This window comes from Streptococcus sp. oral taxon 431, assembly GCF_001553685.1.
Taxonomy (GTDB): domain Bacteria; phylum Bacillota; class Bacilli; order Lactobacillales; family Streptococcaceae; genus Streptococcus.
In genome coordinates, this window is record NZ_CP014264.1 from 1,021,977 (window position 1) to 1,040,831 (window position 18,855).

15 protein-coding genes, 1 pseudogene and 1 other annotated feature are annotated in these 18,855 nt (G+C 38.2%); of the genes and pseudogenes, 14 read left to right on the forward strand and 2 right to left on the reverse strand.

All coding sequences use genetic code 11. The annotated features are described in order from the left end of the window. Position 1 precedes the first annotated feature (1 nt). Together AXE83_RS04825 and prsA are read left to right on the forward strand one after the other, a co-directional pair. Positions 2-715, forward strand: a complete 714-nt coding sequence (locus tag AXE83_RS04825; protein ID WP_083500989.1) for an O-methyltransferase — start codon at positions 2-4, stop codon at positions 713-715. A gap of 73 nt (positions 716-788) precedes the next feature. Continuing rightward, complete coding sequence (gene prsA / locus AXE83_RS04830) at positions 789-1,730, forward strand: peptidylprolyl isomerase PrsA (RefSeq protein WP_060955634.1); 942 nt, start codon at positions 789-791, stop codon at positions 1,728-1,730. 61 nt (positions 1,731-1,791) lie between these two features. On the opposite strand, the gene AXE83_RS04835 is transcribed toward prsA, so the two are convergent. Further along, a complete protein-coding gene (locus AXE83_RS04835) occupies positions 1,792-3,048 on the reverse strand; it encodes an ISL3 family transposase (protein ID WP_060955506.1) in 1,257 nt (418 codons plus the stop codon). Between the two features lie 376 nt (positions 3,049-3,424). Here AXE83_RS04835 and ftsW point away from each other — a divergent pair, with 376 nt between their 5' ends. Next, a complete protein-coding gene (gene ftsW, locus AXE83_RS04840; RefSeq protein WP_060955635.1) occupies positions 3,425-4,636 on the forward strand; it encodes a cell division peptidoglycan polymerase FtsW in 1,212 nt (403 codons plus the stop codon). Positions 4,637-4,660: 24 nt separating this feature from the next. Beyond that, positions 4,661-7,486, forward strand: coding sequence for a phosphoenolpyruvate carboxylase (ppc, locus tag AXE83_RS04845; RefSeq protein WP_060955636.1), 2,826 nt, complete (start codon positions 4,661-4,663; stop codon positions 7,484-7,486). Here the strand turns inward: ppc and AXE83_RS11420 are convergent. Continuing rightward, positions 7,461-7,724: pseudogene (locus tag AXE83_RS11420) on the reverse strand (hypothetical protein); the annotation flags it as partial. The gene ppc and the pseudogene AXE83_RS11420 overlap by 26 nt on opposite strands. 341 nt (positions 7,725-8,065) lie before the next feature. On the opposite strand from AXE83_RS11420, the gene AXE83_RS04855 reads away from it, so the two are divergent. From AXE83_RS04855 to AXE83_RS04900, 10 genes are all read left to right on the forward strand, one after another. Then, on the forward strand, positions 8,066-9,184 hold the full coding sequence (locus AXE83_RS04855; protein ID WP_060955637.1) for a hypothetical protein: 1,119 nt from the start codon (positions 8,066-8,068) through the stop codon (positions 9,182-9,184). 146 nt (positions 9,185-9,330) lie between these two features. Then, positions 9,331-9,547, forward strand: a binding site (T-box leader). Positions 9,548-9,671: 124 nt separating this feature from the next. Next, positions 9,672-10,673: a tryptophan ABC transporter substrate-binding protein gene (trpX, locus tag AXE83_RS04860; RefSeq protein WP_060955638.1), complete on the forward strand. Its 1,002-nt coding sequence runs from the start codon at positions 9,672-9,674 to the stop codon at positions 10,671-10,673. A gap of 61 nt (positions 10,674-10,734) precedes the next feature. After that, positions 10,735-11,601: an ABC transporter permease gene (locus AXE83_RS04865; protein ID WP_060955639.1), complete on the forward strand. Its 867-nt coding sequence runs from the start codon at positions 10,735-10,737 to the stop codon at positions 11,599-11,601. After that, positions 11,598-12,356, forward strand: a complete 759-nt coding sequence (locus AXE83_RS04870) for an ABC transporter ATP-binding protein (protein ID WP_049530442.1) — start codon at positions 11,598-11,600, stop codon at positions 12,354-12,356. Before AXE83_RS04865 ends, AXE83_RS04870 begins: the two co-directional genes overlap by 4 nt. Before the next feature lie 169 nt (positions 12,357-12,525). Continuing rightward, the gene (locus AXE83_RS04875; RefSeq protein WP_060955640.1) at positions 12,526-12,957 is read left to right on the forward strand and encodes a hypothetical protein; all 432 of its coding nucleotides are present in this window, start codon (positions 12,526-12,528) and stop codon (positions 12,955-12,957) included. A 180-nt stretch (positions 12,958-13,137) separates the two neighbouring features. Beyond that, complete coding sequence (gene dnaG / locus AXE83_RS04880) at positions 13,138-14,898, forward strand: DNA primase (protein WP_060955641.1); 1,761 nt, start codon at positions 13,138-13,140, stop codon at positions 14,896-14,898. Between the two features lie 2 nt (positions 14,899-14,900). Further along, positions 14,901-16,010 (forward strand): RNA polymerase sigma factor RpoD, encoded by a 1,110-nt coding sequence (gene rpoD / locus AXE83_RS04885; RefSeq protein ID WP_000201894.1) that lies wholly within the window; start codon positions 14,901-14,903, stop codon positions 16,008-16,010. Between the two features lie 17 nt (positions 16,011-16,027). Then, complete coding sequence (locus AXE83_RS04890; protein ID WP_000331926.1) at positions 16,028-16,357, forward strand: metal-sulfur cluster assembly factor; 330 nt, start codon at positions 16,028-16,030, stop codon at positions 16,355-16,357. Positions 16,358-16,466: 109 nt separating this feature from the next. Beyond that, positions 16,467-17,510 carry a glycosyltransferase family 4 protein gene (locus tag AXE83_RS04895; protein WP_060956371.1) on the forward strand — a complete coding sequence of 348 codons (1,044 nt, stop codon included), beginning with the start codon at positions 16,467-16,469 and terminating at the stop codon, positions 17,508-17,510. A gap of 8 nt (positions 17,511-17,518) precedes the next feature. Further along, entirely contained in the window at positions 17,519-18,835 is a 1,317-nt protein-coding gene (locus tag AXE83_RS04900) for a glycosyltransferase family 4 protein (protein ID WP_060955642.1), read from the forward strand. The last annotated feature ends 20 nt before the right edge of the window (positions 18,836-18,855 follow it).

Here is an 18,855-nt window from a genome sequence, read left to right on the forward strand (position 1 = left end):
GATGGTAAAGTCTTATAGTAAAAATGCCAATCATAACATGCGACGTCCTGTTGTCAAGCATGAGATTGTCGAGTTCATGCGCCACAGACAAAAGCAGGTGACAGGTTCCCTAAAAGAACTAGAAAACTTTGCTCGCAAGGAAAATATTCCCATCATTCCTCATGAAACCGTCGCCTACTTTCGTTTCCTTATGGAAACCATTCAACCAAAAAATATTTTAGAGATTGGTACGGCGATTGGATTTTCAGCACTTTTGATGGCAGAGCATTCACCCAAGTCAAAAATCACCACTATTGACCGAAATCCTGAGATGATTGGTTTTGCCAAGGAAAATTTTGCAAAATTTGATCAACGCAAACAAATCACTCTCTTAGAAGGTGATGCGGTAGATGTCTTGTCAACGTTGACAGAGACCTATGATTTTGTGTTTATGGATTCTGCTAAGTCCAAATACATCATCTTTCTACCAGAAATCCTCAAACACCTAGAAGTAGGTGGAGTGGTTGTCTTAGATGATATTTTCCAAGGAGGAGATATTGCTAGGGATATCATGGAAGTCCGTCGAGGACAAAGAACGATTTATCGTGGCTTGCAACGACTCTTTGATGCGACTTTGGACAATTCAGGATTAACCGCTACTTTAGTTCCTCTTGGAGACGGAATTCTCATGCTGAGAAAAAATCAAGCAGAAGTAGAACTGCCTGATATTGATTGATTTCAGATATTTTTAAGACAATTTGGTAAAATAGGTAAGGTAAACCTTTATTTAGTGAACAAAAGGAGTAAACATGAAGAAAAAACTAATGGCAGGAGCCATCACATTGTTGTCAGTAGCCACTTTGGCTGCTTGTTCAAACAGTTCTGAAGGAACTGACTTGATTAGCATGAAGGGCGATGTTATTACTGAGCATCAATTCTTTGAAGAAGTTAAAAACAATGCGACTGCACAACAAGTCTTGCTGAATATGACCATTCAAAAAGTTTTTGAAAAACAATATGGTTCAGAAGTTAGCGATAAAGAAGTAGAGGATGCTGTTGCAGAAGAACAAAAGAAATACGGTGATAGCTATCAAACGATTCTCGCCCGTTCAGGTATGACTGCAGAAAGCCGTAAAGCTCAAATTCGTACAAGTAAATTAGTTGAGTATGCTGTTAAGAAAGCCGCTGAAGCTGAATTAACAGATGAAAACTATAAAAAAGCATTTGAAGAGTATACTCCAGAAGTAACGGCTCAAATTATTAAATTTGACAGTGAAGATAAGGCTAAGGAAGTTCTTGCCAAAGCAAAAGAATCTGGAGCTGACTTTGCACAACTTGCAAAAGACAATTCTACAGATGAAAAGACTAAAGAAAATGGTGGAGAAATTACCTTTGATTCTGCATCAACAGAATTGCCAGACGTGGTTAAAAAAGCTGCTTTTGCGCTTGATGTTAACGGAATTTCAGATGTTATCACTGCTCCAGGAACTCAAGCTTATACAAGTAGTTTCTACATTGTGAAACTAACTAAGAAGTCAGAAAAATCTTCAAACTTGGATGACTACAAAGAAAAACTTAAAACAATCATTTTGACTCAAAAACAAAATGATGCAACCTTTGTTCAAGGTGTCATTAGTAAAGAATTACAGGATGCCAATATTAAAGTTAAAGATCAAGCCTTCCAAAATATCTTTACACAATATATCAAAGGCGAAACAACTTCTGACAGCAGTAGTAGCGCCTCAAACTAAGATAGCAATGAACTACCTTCCTTTATCGGCTCTTTGTCAACTGTAGTGGGTTGAATAAAAGCTAACATCTGGAGAGGACAATCGTTGTCCTCTCCATTTTTATATTCAGAGCGATGAAAATTCGTTTCTTAAAGTTGTTAAAGTTCCTAAAACCAAAAGCATTTCGTTTGATGAGTTTAATGAGATTATTAGTCGCTTCCAATTTAGCGTTGGAATAGGGCAATTGAAGGGCGTTGACAATTTTCTCTTTGTCCTTGAGAAATGTCTTAAAGACAGTCTGAAAAAGAGGATGAACCTTTTTTAGATTGTCTTCAATAAGTCCGAAAAATTTCTCGAGCTCTTTATTCTGAAAGTGAAAAAGCAAGAGCTGATAGAGATTATAGTGGTGTTTCAACTCTTCGGAATAGCTCAAAAGCTTGTCTAGAATCTCTTTATTAGTTAAGTGCATGCGAAAAGTAGGGCGATAAAAACGTTTATCACTCAGTTTACGGCTATCTTGTTGGATGAGTTTCCAATAGCGCTTGATAGCCTTGTATTCATGAGATTTTCGCTCAAATTGATTCATGATTTGGACACGAACCCGACTTATAGCTCGGCTAAGATGTTGAACAATGTGAAAACGATCTAGAACGATTTTAGCACATGGAAAAAGCTGTTTAGCCAAGTTATAGTACGGACTAAACATATCCATAGTAATGATTTTCACTCGACATCGGATCGCTCTATCGTAGCGAAGAAAGTGATTGCGGATGATAGCTTGTGTTCTTCCCTCAAGAACAGTAATGATATTGAGCTGATCAAAATCTTGTGCGATAAAACTCATCTTTCCCTTGGTAAAAGAATACTCGTCCCAAGACATAATCTCTGGAAGACGAGAAAAATCATGCTTAAAGTGAAAGTTATTGAGTTTACGAATGACAGTTGAAGTTGAAATGGATAGCTGATGTGCAATATCAGTCATAGAAGTCTTTTCAATCAACTTTTGAGCAATCTTTTGGTTGATAATACGAGGAATTTGATGATTCTTCTTAACGATAGAGGTTTCAGCGACTATCATTTTCGAGCAATGATAGCACTTGAAACGGCGTTTTCTAAGGAGGATTCTAGTAGGCATACCAGTCGTTTCGAGGTAAGGAATTTTCGACGGTTTTTGAAAATCATATTTCTTCATTTGACATCCGCACTCAGGGCAAGACGGGGCGTCATAGTCCAGTTTAGCGACAATTTCCTTGTGTGTATCCATATTGATGATATCTAGAATCTTGATATTTGTGTCTTTGATATCAAGCAGTTTTGTGATAAAATGTAATTGTTCCATATGATTCTTTCTAATGAGTTGTTTAGTCGCTTTTCATTATAGATCTTATGGGACTTTTTTTCTACACAAAATAGGCTCCATAATATCTATAGGGGATTTACCCACTACAAATATTATAGAGCCCCTTTATCTGGGAGGTAGTTTTTGATTTTCTGAAATAAGAACATTAAAGTTTAACGAATTCAAGTAACTTTCAACTATTTGTAGATTGAGTAAAGATGTCTCACAAGAATTTTTAATCATGACCCTGTCTTGGGTAAAATTCGAATGTTTATACTGTAAGAGTTTTTTTCTAGGCTAAAAAATGGTATAATAGCTTATAAAACTAGAAATAATATGGGAAAATAAGATAATTTTTCCGATAGATAGGTGACATATGAAAATAAGTAAAAGGCACCTGCTGAATTATTCCATTTTGATTCCTTATTTACTGTTATCCGTTCTAGGATTGATAGTAGTTTATTCGACAACTAGTGCAACTCTTATCCAAGAGGGCAAAAGCACCTTGCAACTGGTTCGAAATCAAGGAATTTTCTGGATAGCCAGTTTGTTTTTAATTGCCTTGATTTATAAATTGAAATTAGGATTTCTGCGAAATGAGCGATTAATCTTCATCGTCATGTTTGTTGAGCTGATACTGCTAGCTCTAGCTCGTTTAATTGGGATTCCTGTCAATGGGGCCTATGGCTGGATCAAGGTTGGTCCAATAACGATTCAACCAGCAGAGTATTTAAAAATTATCATTGTCTGGTATCTAGCACAGCGTTTTTCAAAACAACAGGATGAGATAGCTGTTTACGACTTCCAAGTTTTAACCCTTAATCAGTGGATTCCTCGAGCATTTAATGATTGGCGTTTTGTTCTACTGGTTATGATTGGTAGTTTGGCGATTTTCCCAGACCTAGGAAATGCTACTATCTTGATTTTAGTATCCTTGCTCATGTATACTATCAGTGGAATAGCTTATCGATGGTTCACTACTATTCTGAGCTTACTAGCTGGTGTCTCTATGATTTCCTTAACAGCCATTCGGATAATCGGTGTTGAGAAATTCTCTAAAATTCCTGTATTTGGTTATGTTGCCAAGCGGTTCAGTGCTTTTTTCAACCCCTTTAATGACCTGGCTGGAGCTGGACACCAGTTGGCCAATTCCTACTATGCCATGGTTAATGGAGGATGGTTTGGTCTGGGATTAGGAAATTCTATTGAAAAACGTGGTTATCTACCAGAAGCCCATACAGACTTTGTCTTTTCGATTGTCATCGAAGAGTTTGGATTTGTAGGAGCAAGTCTTATTCTCGCTCTCCTATTCTTCTTAATTCTACGAATCATTTTGGTAGGAATTCGCGCAAGGGATCCTTTCAACTCAATGGTAGCAATAGGTATTGGGGGCATGATCCTGATACAGGTATTTGTTAACATTGGAGGTATATCAGGCTTGATTCCTTCAACAGGAGTAACCTTCCCTTTCCTTTCGCAAGGGGGGAATAGTCTCTTGGTTCTTTCTGTAGCCATAGCATTTGTATTAAATATTGATGCCAGTGAAAAGCGTGCGCGACTTTATAGCGAATACGACGCACAGCTTTAAGACATAGATAACAAGGAGAAAAAAATGTCTCTTCAAAAGTTAGAAAATTATAGTAACAAAACGGTCGTACAAGAGGAAGTTCAAATCTTGACGGATATGCTGGAAGATATCACGAAAAATATGCTTCCTGCCGAAACCTTTGATAAGATCATGCACTTGAAGGAACTTTCTTCAAAACTTGACTATCAAGGGCTAGATAAAGTAGTAACAGGTCTTTCAAATGATGAGATGGTCTACATTTCTAGATATTTCTCTATCTTACCACTCTTAATTAACATTTCCGAAGACGTAGACTTGGCTTATGAGATTAACCACCTAAATAATGTTGATCAAGATTATCTCGGTAAATTGTCAACAACGATCAAAATGGTGGCTGAAAAAGAAAATGCTAGAGAGATTCTCGAGCACCTGAACGTGGTTCCTGTTTTGACAGCCCATCCTACTCAGGTACAACGTAAGAGTATGTTGGACTTGACCAATCATATCCATACCCTTTTACGTAAATATCGTGACGTGAGAATGGGCCTTATTAACAAAGAAAAATGGCACAATGATCTTCGTCGCTACATTGAGATTATCATGCAGACGGATATGATTCGTGAGAAGAAACTGAAAGTAACGAATGAAATCACAAACGTGATGGAATATTACAATAGTTCTTTCCTACAAGCTGTACCAAATCTAATGTTAGAGTATAAGCGTCTTGCAAAAGAGCAGGGAATTGACCTAAAACAAGCAAAACCTATCACCATGGGAATGTGGATTGGTGGAGACCGTGATGGGAATCCATTCGTGACAGCTGAGACGCTTATGCGTTCCGCTACCATTCAAAGTGAAGTAGTCTTGAACTACTATATCAGCAAGATTTCAAGTCTCTATCGCACCTTCTCTCTATCGACTAATTTGTCAAAAACAAGCCAAGCTGTTGAAGAAATGGCAGCTCGTTCTGGAGATACATCTGTCTTTCGTGAAAAAGAACCTTATCGTCGTGCCTTTCACTTGATTCAGTCAAAATTGATTCAAACTCTCTTGAATTTAAAAGAATGGTCTGTGGTTGGCTCGTCAGCTGATGAACGGCATCCTGTTGAACGTCTTTTTGGTACTCAAGGGCATCAACAAGGAGTGATTACAGATTACATTGGTAATCGCCTTTCAGGAGCAATTCAAGAATTGGCTGAGGATCGTCCTCCTTACTATGAAACAGTCGAAGAATTTAAACAAGACCTCGCTATTATTAAGGATTCATTGCTTGAAAATAAGGCAGAGGCCTTGCTTACTGGTGAGTTCGCCGAGCTCTTAGAAGCTGTAGAAGTCTTTGGTTTCTTCTTGGCTTCTATCGACATGCGTCAAGATTCTAGTGTCCATGAAGCCTGTGTTGCAGAATTGTTAGCATCTGCCGGAATTAATGATCATTATAGTGATCTATCAGAAGATGAAAAATGTGACTTGCTCTTACATGAGCTATTAGAAGATCCTCGGATCTTGTCCGCAACCCATGCTGAGAAGTCTGAACTACTCGAAAAAGAGTTAGCTATTTTCCAAACAGCTCGTGAATTAAAAGACCGTTTGGGAGAAGACGTTATTCGTCAAACCATTATTTCCCACGCAACCAGCGTATCAGATATGCTTGAATTGGCAATTATGCTCAAAGAAGTCGGTCTGGTGGATGCTGAAAAAGCGCGTGTTCAGATTGTACCACTCTTTGAAACGATCGAAGACTTGGATCATTCTGAAGAAACTATGAGAAAGTATTTCTCTTTACCACTTGCTAAGAAATGGGTTGCTTCTAAAAACAATTACCAAGAAATCATGCTTGGCTACTCTGATAGTAACAAGGATGGTGGTTATCTTTCCTCTTGTTGGACACTCTATAAGGCACAACAACAATTGACAGCCATCGGTGATGAGTTTGGTGTTAAGGTAACCTTCTTCCACGGTCGTGGTGGTACAGTCGGTCGTGGTGGTGGCCCTACTTATGACGCTATTGCCTCACAGCCACTTAAGTCTATCAAGGATCGTATCCGTTTGACCGAGCAAGGGGAAGTGATTGGAAATAAATACGGAAACAAGGATGCAGCCTACTATAACCTTGAAATGTTAGTTTCAGCAGCAATCAACCGTATGATTACTCAAAAGAAGAGTGACACCAATACCTCAAATCGCTATGAAGCAATTATGGATCAGGTTGTAGGTCGTAGCTATGATATTTACCGTGAACTAGTATTCGGAAATGAACATTTCTATGATTATTTCTTTGAATCTAGTCCAATCAAGGCGATCTCAAGTTTCAATATTGGTTCTCGACCAGCCGCTCGTAAAACCATCACTGAAATCGGTGGTCTGCGCGCTATTCCTTGGGTATTCTCATGGTCCCAAAGTCGTGTCATGTTCCCAGGTTGGTATGGTGTTGGTTCAAGCTTCAAGGAATTTATCGACCAAGATCCTAAAAATATTGAATATCTTCGTGATATGTATCAAAACTGGCCATTCTTCCAATCACTCCTATCCAACGTCGATATGGTCTTGTCAAAATCAAATATGAACATTGCCTTTGAATACGCTAAACTTTGTGAAAGTGAAGAAGTACAAGCAATTTACTATACGATTTTAGATGAATGGCAGTTGACTAAGGATGTTATCTTGGCTATTGAAGGCCATGAGGAGCTCTTGGCAGAAAATACCTATTTGAAAGACAGTCTCAACTACCGTATGCCTTATTTCAATATTCTTAACTATATTCAGTTAGAATTGATTAAGCGTCAACGTCGTGGTGAGTTATCTTCAGATGAAGAAAGATTAATCCATACAACTATCAACGGAATTGCTACAGGATTACGTAATTCAGGTTGATACAAGCAAGATTTTCCAAAAACGTAGGGATTGGCCAAGTCTCAAGTTCAAGTTGGATAGCAAATAGCAATTTCCAACGTAACTTGTAGCCCAAGTGTATTTTAGGATAGTTATTCATCCGATTAACAATGAAGGCGACTTCTTTAGGAGTCGTTTTCTTTTTTCTTTTAGGGAATCCTATACGAATCAGCCAGTTGTGATTATCATTAGTTCCCCTTTCCCAAGAGGCATAGGGATGATTTAATGTCTACTCTTTCGATCAGCCAAGAGAGGCAAACAGTTTTATTTCACCTTATAACTAGAACTTTATCTATCTCCTAATGACCATTCTCCTAGCTTAAATTATTGATGTTCGAAAAATTTTTTTGGCTTTCTTTTAGTCAACTAAATATATATAAAACGAAATAGAGCATTAAATTCGTTTACAAGACCTAAATATAATGCTATTCTATATATAGAGGAAAAGGCTTACAATTGTAAGTATGAAGATGAATCTAATTAGATTAGGAGAATAGTTATGATAGGTTGTTTAATAACTATTAGGCTGATGACTAGAGTTATGAATAGGAATAAATGAGTATGAATAGGAAACAAAAAGTTGGTCATGTTATTGTTGTAGCCATTATTATTTTATTGGGAGTGTTATTTTTCATCCAAAGATATTCTGCTTCGTCATCAAAACAATTTTCTATACAGTCAAATGTTGATTTTTATTTATTGGGATACCACAGTGTGGAGGGGTATAATTTTAAAGATAATTCATTTGAGAAAGTTTCTGATGAAAAAATAGATATAGTAAAGGGCCAGATTAATCAAGTTGTTAAGCGTGCAGAAATTTCCAATCGTTATTTGCTATTTTCTGAAGAAGGTCCACCCTTAGGTGTAGTAGGTAGAATAATATCAGTTGATTTTGAAACTGGAAAAATTCACTATAATAAGACCACCGATTATGCTTTTTCAACAGCTGGCGTAAATCCAGATTACTATTTTACTTCTGAAGCAAATACATATGATAGTTTTATTGCAGTTTTTGATACAAATTTAAAGGAAGTAGATAAATATATTTTCAAAAATTCTGTTTTTGCTACAGATTTTTCAAACGATGGTGATAATATCTACTTTTTGGGAGTAGATGTTAACAGTAATGATAATTACCCAACCTACTTACATCATTTTTCACTAAAAAACAAAAAATTACAGTTTGAAAATAAAGAAATTCTCTATGATGATCCTAACTTGACTTATTTTTTTGACGATAGCATTGTGAAGGGTAAACAACTCTATTCAGTTTCCGGTGGATATCGAATTAACTCGACCAAGGAAAAAGTACTTTGGGGGAAAGTTTTTCACTATGATATGGAATCAGGACTTAAGGAATTTTTTGATTTAGATGAAATTGGTCCAGTTAACATTATTGAATTAGGAGAAAATTTGTTAGCAATTGAGCATGAGAGTAATGATTCAGGAAAAATTGCTTTCAGTCTATTTGATGTAACTAGTCATAAATCAAGCTTTGTCAATCTATCTCGATTTGGATTTTCAGCTGAAACAGACTACATAAAAGATATTAAGCTTCTCGATGATAATATTTTATTAGTTTTAGCTGGTAATAAATTAATTGCATATGATATAAATGAAAATACTATCATTCTTGAAAAAATTGTTGATGAAGATATGTTTCATATTTGGTTGAAATAATTTGCAAAATTATATAGATTTTTGTAATGTTACATTGTTAAGCCAATCCCCATAGGCATATGATTAACTTACTCTCTCTCTAATTTTACACTTTTTTAAAAATATTTTATGAAAACCCTTGACAAGTTTTAGTAAAATGATATAATTTAACCATTCAGAAAGTAATCATTGAAATTTTTTAGAGAGTCTGTGGTTGGTGAAAACAGATAGGTGGAAGTGATGAAAATTGGGCTGAATGTTATTAAGAATTTGAAATCATAAGAATTCGGTGAGCACACCTTACAGTGCAACTCGTTTTAGCGAGTAAGAGCGATAGGACTAGTTCCTATAATTGAGGTGGCACCGCGCATCGACGTCCTCACACAAGTTTTTTGTGTGAGGACTTTTTCTATGGGGAGGAAAAAATGATGGAAATCAAACGATGGCGTCGCTTGAATAAGTGATTGAGTAAAAAAATAATAAGTTAAGAAGAAATAAGGAGAAAATTATGAAAAACAAACGTCTACTCGGTATTATCGTAGCATTAGCACTTGTAGTTGGAGGAAGCTTGGTCTACTCTAACTTAACGAAACAAGAAACTAAAACTGAGACAGCTAACAAAACAGCTAAGGTTGGTGTTCTACAGTTCGTCAGTCACCCATCGCTTGACTTGATATACCAAGGTATCCAAGATGGACTTGCTGAAGAAGGCTATAAAGGTGACCAAGTTAAAATTGATTTTATGAACTCAGAAGGTGACCAAAGTAAGGTTGCTACAATGAGTAAGCAATTAGTCGCAAACGGAAATGATGTTGTTGTCGGAATTGCGACACCTGCAGCTCAAGGTCTAGCAAGTGCAACAAAAGACCTTCCTGTTATCATGGCAGCTATTACAGATCCAGTTGGAGCTAACCTTGTACAGAACTTGGAAAAACCAGGTGGAAACATCACAGGGGTTTCTGACCACAACCCTGCTCAACAACAGGTTGAATTAATTAAAGCCTTAACTCCGGATGTTAAAACAATCGGAGCTCTCTACTCAAGTAGTGAAGACAACTCTAAATCACAAGTTGAAGAGTTCAAAGCTTACGCTGAAAAAGCTGGTTTGAAAGTCGAAACTTTTGCAGTTCCATCAACTAACGAAATTGCTTCAACAGTTAATGTTATGACTGGTAAAGTAGATGCAATCTGGGTTCCAATTGACAACACAATCGCATCTGCGTTCTCAACTGTAGTATCAAGTAATCAAACAGCTAAAAAACCAATCTACCCAAGTGCGACTGCCATGGTAGAAGCAGGTGGTTTGGCATCAGTCGTTGTGGACCAACACGATCTTGGTGTTGCTACCGGTAAGATGATTGCCAAAGTCTTGAAGGGTGAAAAACCTGCAGATACACCAGTTAATGTCTTCTCAACTGGTAAATCAGTTATCAACAAAAAAGTCGCTCAAGAACTTGGAATCACAATTCCTGAATCAGTTCTCAAAGAAGCTGGTCAAGTAATTGAATAAGAATGTAGGAGGAGTTGGAGACATCTCCTCCAATTTTTAGAATAAAGGAAACGAAACAAATATGCTAATATCTATTATTTCACAGGGATTAGTCTGGGCTATCCTGGGCTTGGGAATTTTTATGACCTTTCGAATCCTGAACTTTCCAGATATGACAACTGAGGGCTCCTTCCCACTAGGAGGAGCAGTTGCAGTAACACTGATTACTCAAGGCGTTAATCCTTTTCTTGCTACCTTAGTAGCTGTTGGAGCAGGCTGTCTTGCTGGTTTAGCGACTGGTCTTCTTTACACTAAAGGAAAGATTCCAACACTCTTGTCTGGAATTCTGGTCATGACTTCCTGTCATTCTATCATGCTTATGATTATGGGACGGGCTAACCTTGGACTTTTAAACACCAAGCAAATCCAAGATGTTCTTCCATTTTCATCAGAGGTTAATCAATTACTGACAGGTTTAATCTTTGTGACTTTGGTTATCCTTCTCATGCTTTTCTTCCTAGATACGAAACTTGGACAGGCCTATATCGCTACAGGGGATAATCCAGATATGGCTCGTAGTTTTGGTATCAATACAGGCCGTATGGAGCTTATGGGCTTGGTCTTGTCAAATGGTGTAATCGCACTTGCTGGTGCCTTAATTGCCCAACAAGAAGGTTACGCGGATGTTTCTCGTGGTATCGGTATTATCGTTGTTGGTCTTGCAAGTTTGATTATAGGTGAAGTTCTGTTCAAGAGTCTTACCCTAGCAGAACGTTTGGTTACAATTGTAGTTGGTTCCATCAGCTATCAATTCTTGGTATGGGGAGTCATTGCTCTCGGCTTTAACACTAGCTATCTCCGTCTATACAGTGCCCTTATCCTAGCAACATGTCTAGTCATTCCAACTCTTAAGGATAAATATTTGAAAGGAGTCAAGTTAAGCAAATGACAGCAATTGTAGAATTAAGAAATGCCACAAAAATTGTGACAAATGGCTTCGATGAGGAAAAGATTATTTTAAACGATGTTTCACTTGATATCTATGAACATGACTTCATCACAATTTTGGGTGGAAATGGTGCAGGCAAGTCAACCCTCTTTAATAGCATTGCAGGAACTCTGCCCTTGACTAGCGGGAGTATTCGCATCATGGGGGAGGATGTGACTCATTTTAGCCCTGAAAAGCGTGCCAAGTACCTCTCTCGTGTCTTCCAAGATCCCAAGATGGGAACTGCCCCTCGTATGACCGTTGCAGAAAACCTCTTGATTGCAAAGTTTCGTGGAGAAAAACGTGGTCTTTTTCCAAGAAGACTCTCAGCTTACAAGGAAGAATTTCAAGCAACTATTGAGAAGGTTGGAAATGGATTAGAGAAACACTTGGACACCCCGATTGAATTCTTATCAGGTGGACAAAGGCAAGCCTTGAGTCTCTTGATGGCGACCTTGAAGCGTCCAGAACTCCTTTTGTTGGATGAACATACAGCAGCGCTTGACCCTAAAACAAGTGTAGCCTTGATGGAGTTGACAGATGACTTTGTCAGTAAGGACCATCTTACTGCTCTGATGATTACCCACCATATGGAAGATGCTCTCAAGTATGGAAATCGCCTCATTGTTATGAAAGAAGGACGAATCATCCAAGATTTGAATAAGGATGAAAAAGCTAAGATGAAGATTTCAGATTACTATCAGTTGTTTGAGTAGATAATTATTAAAACATCAATCGTTAAAGACTTAGAAGTAAGATTTCTACTTCTAGGTTTTTTTAGTGGCATTTAAACTTTATTTATATTTCCTTTTTTGCCAGTTTTACTTTATAATATAATCAATCTAAGAATCTTAAACTTTGATAGAGGAGTAAGGAGATAAAAACATGGCATACACACAAGAAGATTTTCAGGAATGGATTTTTCAGATTGGATTTAAGATGGACTATTTTACTAGGGAGTTTGCTGAGGAACAAGGCCTTCATTTAGACTATAGCATGCAGTCTTTAGATGATTTGGAGGCTTGGATCTTAGCTCACTACGAAGACCACCATGCTTTGATAGCAGACCGCAAGATGTTGGATTATTTGACCGTTTATATCGGCGAAACCTTTCGCAAACACCTAGGAGGTAAATGGTATATTGATCTTAAAAATAAAAAGAACGCCTACTATTCTATGCCTGTCTTGACCGATCCATCATATAGAGGAGAAGTTTATATAGCACCAATGACTTTTGCAACGGCTTGCATCAGTAGAAAAGATAGTCAGTATATTAGCAGAATATTGAAAAATAACCTCGAAGATCAAGTGAAATAGGATTTTATTTCTTCTATTTTTCTTTCAAATATTAGAATGATTTGCTCAAAAGATTCACTTTTTCATGACAGCTGGAAATTTATGAAATAGTCTCATGTAAAGTGTATGAAATGGTTTACTTTTTTTCAGAAATAAGCTATACTAGTTAGAGTAAACTGTGATAAAATGGAGGTATTGTCTATGGTTGACAAGAGACTCATCGAAGAGATCAAAAACAATACCAATATTGTCGAAATCATAGGAGAAGTGATTTCTTTACAAAAATCTGGACGGAACTTTTTAGGGCTCTGTCCTTTTCATGGTGAAAAGACCCCTTCCTTTAACGTGGTTGAAGATAAGCAATTTTACCACTGTTTTGGCTGTGGTCGTTCTGGAGACGTCTTTAAGTTCATCGAGGAGTATCAACAAGTAACCTTTGCGGATGCGGTGAGGATATTAGCTGAGAGACTTGGGATTCAGATGGCAGCGCCTGTTCATAGTTCTATACAGCCTAGGTCGCCCCATCAAAATCTCTACGATATGCATGACAAGGCTGCTCGGTTTTATCATGCCATCCTCATGACAACTAAGATGGGTGAGGAGGCTAGGAACTACCTCTATAAACGTGGCTTAACAGATGATGTTCTCAAGCATTTTATGATTGGTTTGGCTCCAGCAGAACGCTCTTATCTCTATCAACGTTTAGCTGATGATTATAGCGAAAATGACTTGCTGGATTCAGGTTTGTTTTACCTATCTGAGAGTAATCAATTTTTTGATACCTTTCATAATCGCATTATGTTCCCACTCTCAAATGATCAAGGAAAGGTGATTGCCTTTTCTGGTCGTGTATGGCAGGAGGCCGATTCTCAAACTGGAAAGTATAAAAATAGTCGAGCGACGGCAATTTTTAACAAGAGTTACGAATTATATCATTTGGAGAGGGTAAAAAAAGGCTCGGGCAAGGCTCCTGAAATCTACCTGATGGAAGGGTTTATGGATGTCATTGCGGCTTATCGTGCTGGTATTGAAAATGCAGTTGCTTCTATGGGAACCGCTCTGACGAGTGAACATGTGGAGCATCTGAAACGTTTTACTAAAAAGGTTATTGTCACTTATGACGGAGATAAGGCTGGGCAAGCTGCCACAGCGAAAGCCTTGGATGAGCTTAAAGATTTACCTGTCCAAGTCGTCCAGATTCCTGACGCAATGGATCCGGATGAATATTTGCAGAAAAACTCTCCTCAAGACTTGGCTTATCTCTTAACCAATACACGCATTAGTCCTGTTGAGTTTTACATACATCATTTCAGACCTGAAAATAGTGAAAATCTACAAGCCCAGATTGAATTTATAGAGAAAATTGCTCCCTTAATCGCCAAGGAACCCTCTATCACAGCTCAGAATTCCTACATTCACATTTTGACGGATCACTTGCCATCTTTTGACTATCAGCAAGTAGAACATATTGTCAATGAAAGTCGTGTCAGACAGAGAAAGGAGAAGGTCAAGGAGACCTATAGTCCGAGTCCTGTCACTATGTCTGTTACCAAGCAGCTGACAGCAGTGATGAGAGCGGAAGCCCATATTCTCTACAGAATGATTGAACATCCCTTGGTGCTTAATGACTATCGCTTAAGAGAGGATTTTATCTTTGAAACTCCAGAGTTTCAAACCTTGTATGGACTCTTGATTGATAATGGAAGTATCTCATCTGAGGATTTGGCTCATCAGACCAGAGAAGTGGAGAGTGCTTGGTATCAAGTCCTAGCCTTAGATTTGCCACCTGAGATGTCCCCTCACGAGTTAGCCGAAGTGGAAGAGTCTAGAAAAAGAGCTCTTTTGAATCAGGAAAATCTGCAAATTAAAAAGAAAGTTCAGGAAGCTAGCCATGTCGGTGATACAGACACCGCATTAGAAGAGCTAGAACGCTTAATTGCCCAAAAAAGAAGAATGGAGTAAGAATGGCAACAAAACAAAAAGAAGTAACAACCTTTGACGTCCAAGTAGCGGAATTTATTCGCAATCATAAAAAAACTGGTACAGCAACCGATGATGAAATCAATAACGCCCTCGTAATTCCCTTCACTTTAGATGTGGAAGGTATTGAGAATCTTTTGCAACGTATTCAAGATGCTGGTATCTCAATTACGGACAACGAAGGAAATCCAAGTGCGCGTGTTTTGAGCACTGAGGAAGAACCAGAGTTGACTGATGAAGATTTGATTGGTTCAACCTCTGCTAAGGTCAATGACCCTGTCCGTATGTATTTGAAAGAAATCGGGGTTGTGCCTCTGCTTACAAATGAAGAGGAAAAAGAGTTGGCCCTTGCTGTTGAAGCAGGTGATATCGAAGCGAAACAACGCCTTGCAGAAGCTAACCTTCGTCTGGTTGTTTCTATCGCTAAACGTTATGTTGGGCGTGGAATGCAGTTCCTTGACTTGATCCAAGAAGGAAACATGGGCTTGATGAAGGCCGTTGATAAATTTGACTACTCTAAAGGGTTCAAATTCTCAACTTATGCGACTTGGTGGATTCGTCAGGCTATTACTCGTGCCATTGCTGACCAAGCTCGTACCATCCGTATCCCAGTTCACATGGTGGAAACAATTAACAAGCTTGTTCGTGAACAACGTAATCTTCTTCAAGAGTTGGGACAAGATCCAACTCCTGAACAAATCGCTGAACGCATGGATATGACACCTGACAAGGTTCGTGAAATCCTCAAGATTGCCCAAGAGCCGGTTTCTCTTGAAACACCAATTGGTGAAGAGGATGACAGCCACCTTGGTGATTTTATCGAGGATGAAGTGATTGAAAATCCAGTGGACTATACAACTCGTATTGTTTTGCGTGAGCAGTTGGATGAAGTATTAGACACATTGACTGACCGTGAAGAGAATGTCTTGCGTCTCCGTTTTGGTCTTGATGATGGGAAAATGCGTACCTTGGAGGATGTTGGTAAAGTCTTTAACGTAACGCGTGAACGTATCCGTCAGATTGAGGCCAAAGCTTTGAGAAAACTTCGCCAGCCAAGTCGAAGCAAACCACTTCGTGATTTCATTGAAGATTAAGTTAAGGGAGAGTGAAGATGGCTTACACAGAAGAACAGATTGAAAATATCAAAACACGTATTTTGACAGCACTAGAAGAAGTGATTGACCCAGAGTTGGGGATTGATATCGTCAATCTAGGCTTGATCTACGAGATTCGTTTTGATGGCGATACAGGTGAGACTGAAATTGATATGACCTTAACAACCATGGGTTGTCCCTTGGCGGATCTTTTAACCGACCAAATCTATGATGCTATGACGGACGTTCCAGAGGTTACTAATGTTGAAGTCAAATTAGTTTGGTATCCAGCTTGGACGGTTGAAAAAATGAGCCGCTATGCTCGCATTGCATTAGGTATCAAGTAAGTAAATGATAAAAAGAGAAATAGTGTAGACGCCAGGAAATTCCCAGCTTTTATGCTATCTCTCTTTTTATTTGCTGATTTTATTTGAAGAAAATGGTATAATGGTTACTATGGAAAAAAAGAAATTACGCATCAATATGCTAAGTTCAAGTGAAAAGGTAGCTGGCCAAGGTGTGTCTGGTGCTTACCGTGAACTGGTGCAGCTTTTGAAACGAGATGCGAAAGACCAACTGATCGTAACGGAAAATCTACCGATTGAGGCGGACGTTACTCATTTTCATACGATTGATTTTCCTTATTATCTCTCGACCTTTCAGAAAAAACGTTCTGGTCGTAAGATTGGCTATGTTCACTTCTTACCAGATACCTTGGAAGGTAGTTTGAAGATTCCATTCTTCTTAAAGGGGATTGTCAAACGCTATGTATTTTCTTTTTATGACCGTATGGAGCATCTGGTTGTGGTCAATCCTACCTTCATTGAGGATTTGGTGGCTGCTGGAATTCCACGTGAAAAAGTGACCTATATTCCTAACTTTGTCAACAAAGAAAAATGGCATCCGCTTCCTATAGAGCAAGTTGAACAACTTCGTAAAGATATGGGAATTGATGAGAATCAGTTTGTAGTCGTTGGTGCAGGTCAGGTTCAGAAGCGTAAAGGAATAGATGACTTTATCACTCTAGCTGAGGAATTACCGGATATCACTTTTATTTGGGCTGGTGGCTTCTCTTTTGGGGGAATAACCGATGGTTATGAACGCTATAAAAAGATTATGGATAATCCTCCTGACAATCTAATTTTCCCAGGGATTGTTGATCCAGAACGGATGAGAGAACTCTATGCTTTAGCTGATTTGTTCTTACTTCCTAGCTATAACGAGCTCTTTCCAATGACTATTCTAGAAGCTGCGAGTTGTGAAGCACCCATTATGCTTCGTGATCTAGATCTTTACAAGGTCATTCTTGAAGGAAATTACAGACCAACAAGTGATGTAGAAGAGATGAAAGAAGCTATCTTGGAATATCGAGAGCATCCAGAAGCGTTGAAAGAGTTGAAAGAAAAGGCTAAGGCCATTTCAAGAGATTATTCAGAAGAGCATCTTCTTGAAATCTGGCTAAAATTCTATCGGGAGCAAGCAGCTTTAGGAAAAAAATGAGGTAGTATATGCGAATTGGTTTATTTACAGATACTTATTTCCCGCAGGTCTCGGGTGTTGCGACCAGTATTCGAACTTTAAAAACAGAACTTGAAAAGCAAGGACATGCCGTCTTTATCTTTACAACAACAGACAAGGATGTTAATCGTTATGAAGACTGGCAGATTATCCGTATCCCTAGTGTTCCTTTCTTTGCCTTTAAGGATCGACGTTTCGCCTATCGTGGATTTACAAAAGCTCTTGAGATTGCCAAGCAATACAAGCTGGATATTATTCATACGCAGACTGAGTTTTCTCTTGGTTTATTAGGGATTTGGATAGCGCGTGAATTGAAAATCCCAGTCATTCATACCTATCATACCCAGTACGAGGATTATGTTCACTATATTGCTAAGGGTTTGTTGATTCGTCCGAGCATGGTCAAGTATCTTGTAAGGGGATTTCTTCATGATGTGGATGGTGTGATTTGTCCGAGTGAGATTGTGCGTGATTTATTATCTGATTATAAGGTCAAAGTTGAAAAGCGTGTCATTCCTACAGGTATTGAGCTTGCCAAGTTTGAACGTCCTGAAATTGGACCAGAGCACATCAGTGATCTACGAGATAAACTAGGTATTAAGAAAGACGAAAAGATGCTTCTTAGTCTTTCCCGGGTGTCTTACGAAAAGAACATTCAAGCTGTTTTGGTAGCACTTCCAGATGTTCTAAAAGAAGAGCAAAATGTTAAATTAGTCGTTGCTGGAGATGGACCTTATCTGGAAAACCTCAAGGAGCAAGCAGAAGATTTGCAGATTCAGGATTCTGTTATCTTTACAGGTATGATCGCTCCAAGCGAGACAGCACTTTACTATAAGGCGGCTGATTTCTTCATTTCAGCTTCAACTAGTGAGACGCAAGGCTTGACCTATCTTGAAAGTCTTGCAAGTAAGACTCCGGTAATAGCTCATGGAAATCCTTATCTAGATAATTTGATTAGCGATAAGATGTTTGGAACTCTTTATTATGAAGAGAGAGATTTAGCAGGGGCTATTTTAGAAGCTTTAATTGCAACTCCAAAGATGGATGAAAAACTTTTGGCTGATAAATTGTATGAAATTTCAGCTGAGAATTTTGCTAAGAGAGTCCATGAGTTTTATTTGGATGCTATCATCTCAAACAATTTTGAAAAAGAATTAACTCGTGATGAACCGATGACACAACGGATTTTAAAGACAGTATTTTACTTGCCACAGCAGGCAGTTTCAGTTCCAGTAAAAAGTTCTAAACGAATGTTAAAAGCATCCAAGAAACAGTTGAATGACTTGAGAGATTATTGGAATGACTAAGATCTTCGAAGAAAGGAAAT

Excerpts from the sequence above, each read along its gene's own strand:
- AXE83_RS04825 (WP_083500989.1), top strand. The coding sequence starts at position 2 with ATGGTAAAGTCTTATAGTAAAAATGCCAATCATAACATGCGACGTCCT.
- prsA (WP_060955634.1), top strand. The coding sequence starts at position 789 with ATGAAGAAAAAACTAATGGCAGGAGCCATCACATTGTTGTCAGTAGCC.
- AXE83_RS04835 (WP_060955506.1), bottom strand. The coding sequence starts at position 3,048 with ATGGAACAATTACATTTTATCACAAAACTGCTTGATATCAAAGACACA.
- ftsW (WP_060955635.1), top strand. The coding sequence starts at position 3,425 with ATGAAAATAAGTAAAAGGCACCTGCTGAATTATTCCATTTTGATTCCT.
- ppc (WP_060955636.1), top strand. The coding sequence starts at position 4,661 with ATGTCTCTTCAAAAGTTAGAAAATTATAGTAACAAAACGGTCGTACAA.
- AXE83_RS04855 (WP_060955637.1), top strand. The coding sequence starts at position 8,066 with ATGAATAGGAAACAAAAAGTTGGTCATGTTATTGTTGTAGCCATTATT.
- trpX (WP_060955638.1), top strand. The coding sequence starts at position 9,672 with ATGAAAAACAAACGTCTACTCGGTATTATCGTAGCATTAGCACTTGTA.
- AXE83_RS04865 (WP_060955639.1), top strand. The coding sequence starts at position 10,735 with ATGCTAATATCTATTATTTCACAGGGATTAGTCTGGGCTATCCTGGGC.
- AXE83_RS04870 (WP_049530442.1), top strand. The coding sequence starts at position 11,598 with ATGACAGCAATTGTAGAATTAAGAAATGCCACAAAAATTGTGACAAAT.
- AXE83_RS04875 (WP_060955640.1), top strand. The coding sequence starts at position 12,526 with ATGGCATACACACAAGAAGATTTTCAGGAATGGATTTTTCAGATTGGA.
- dnaG (WP_060955641.1), top strand. The coding sequence starts at position 13,138 with ATGGTTGACAAGAGACTCATCGAAGAGATCAAAAACAATACCAATATT.
- rpoD (WP_000201894.1), top strand. The coding sequence starts at position 14,901 with ATGGCAACAAAACAAAAAGAAGTAACAACCTTTGACGTCCAAGTAGCG.
- AXE83_RS04890 (WP_000331926.1), top strand. The coding sequence starts at position 16,028 with ATGGCTTACACAGAAGAACAGATTGAAAATATCAAAACACGTATTTTG.
- AXE83_RS04895 (WP_060956371.1), top strand. The coding sequence starts at position 16,467 with ATGGAAAAAAAGAAATTACGCATCAATATGCTAAGTTCAAGTGAAAAG.
- AXE83_RS04900 (WP_060955642.1), top strand. The coding sequence starts at position 17,519 with ATGCGAATTGGTTTATTTACAGATACTTATTTCCCGCAGGTCTCGGGT.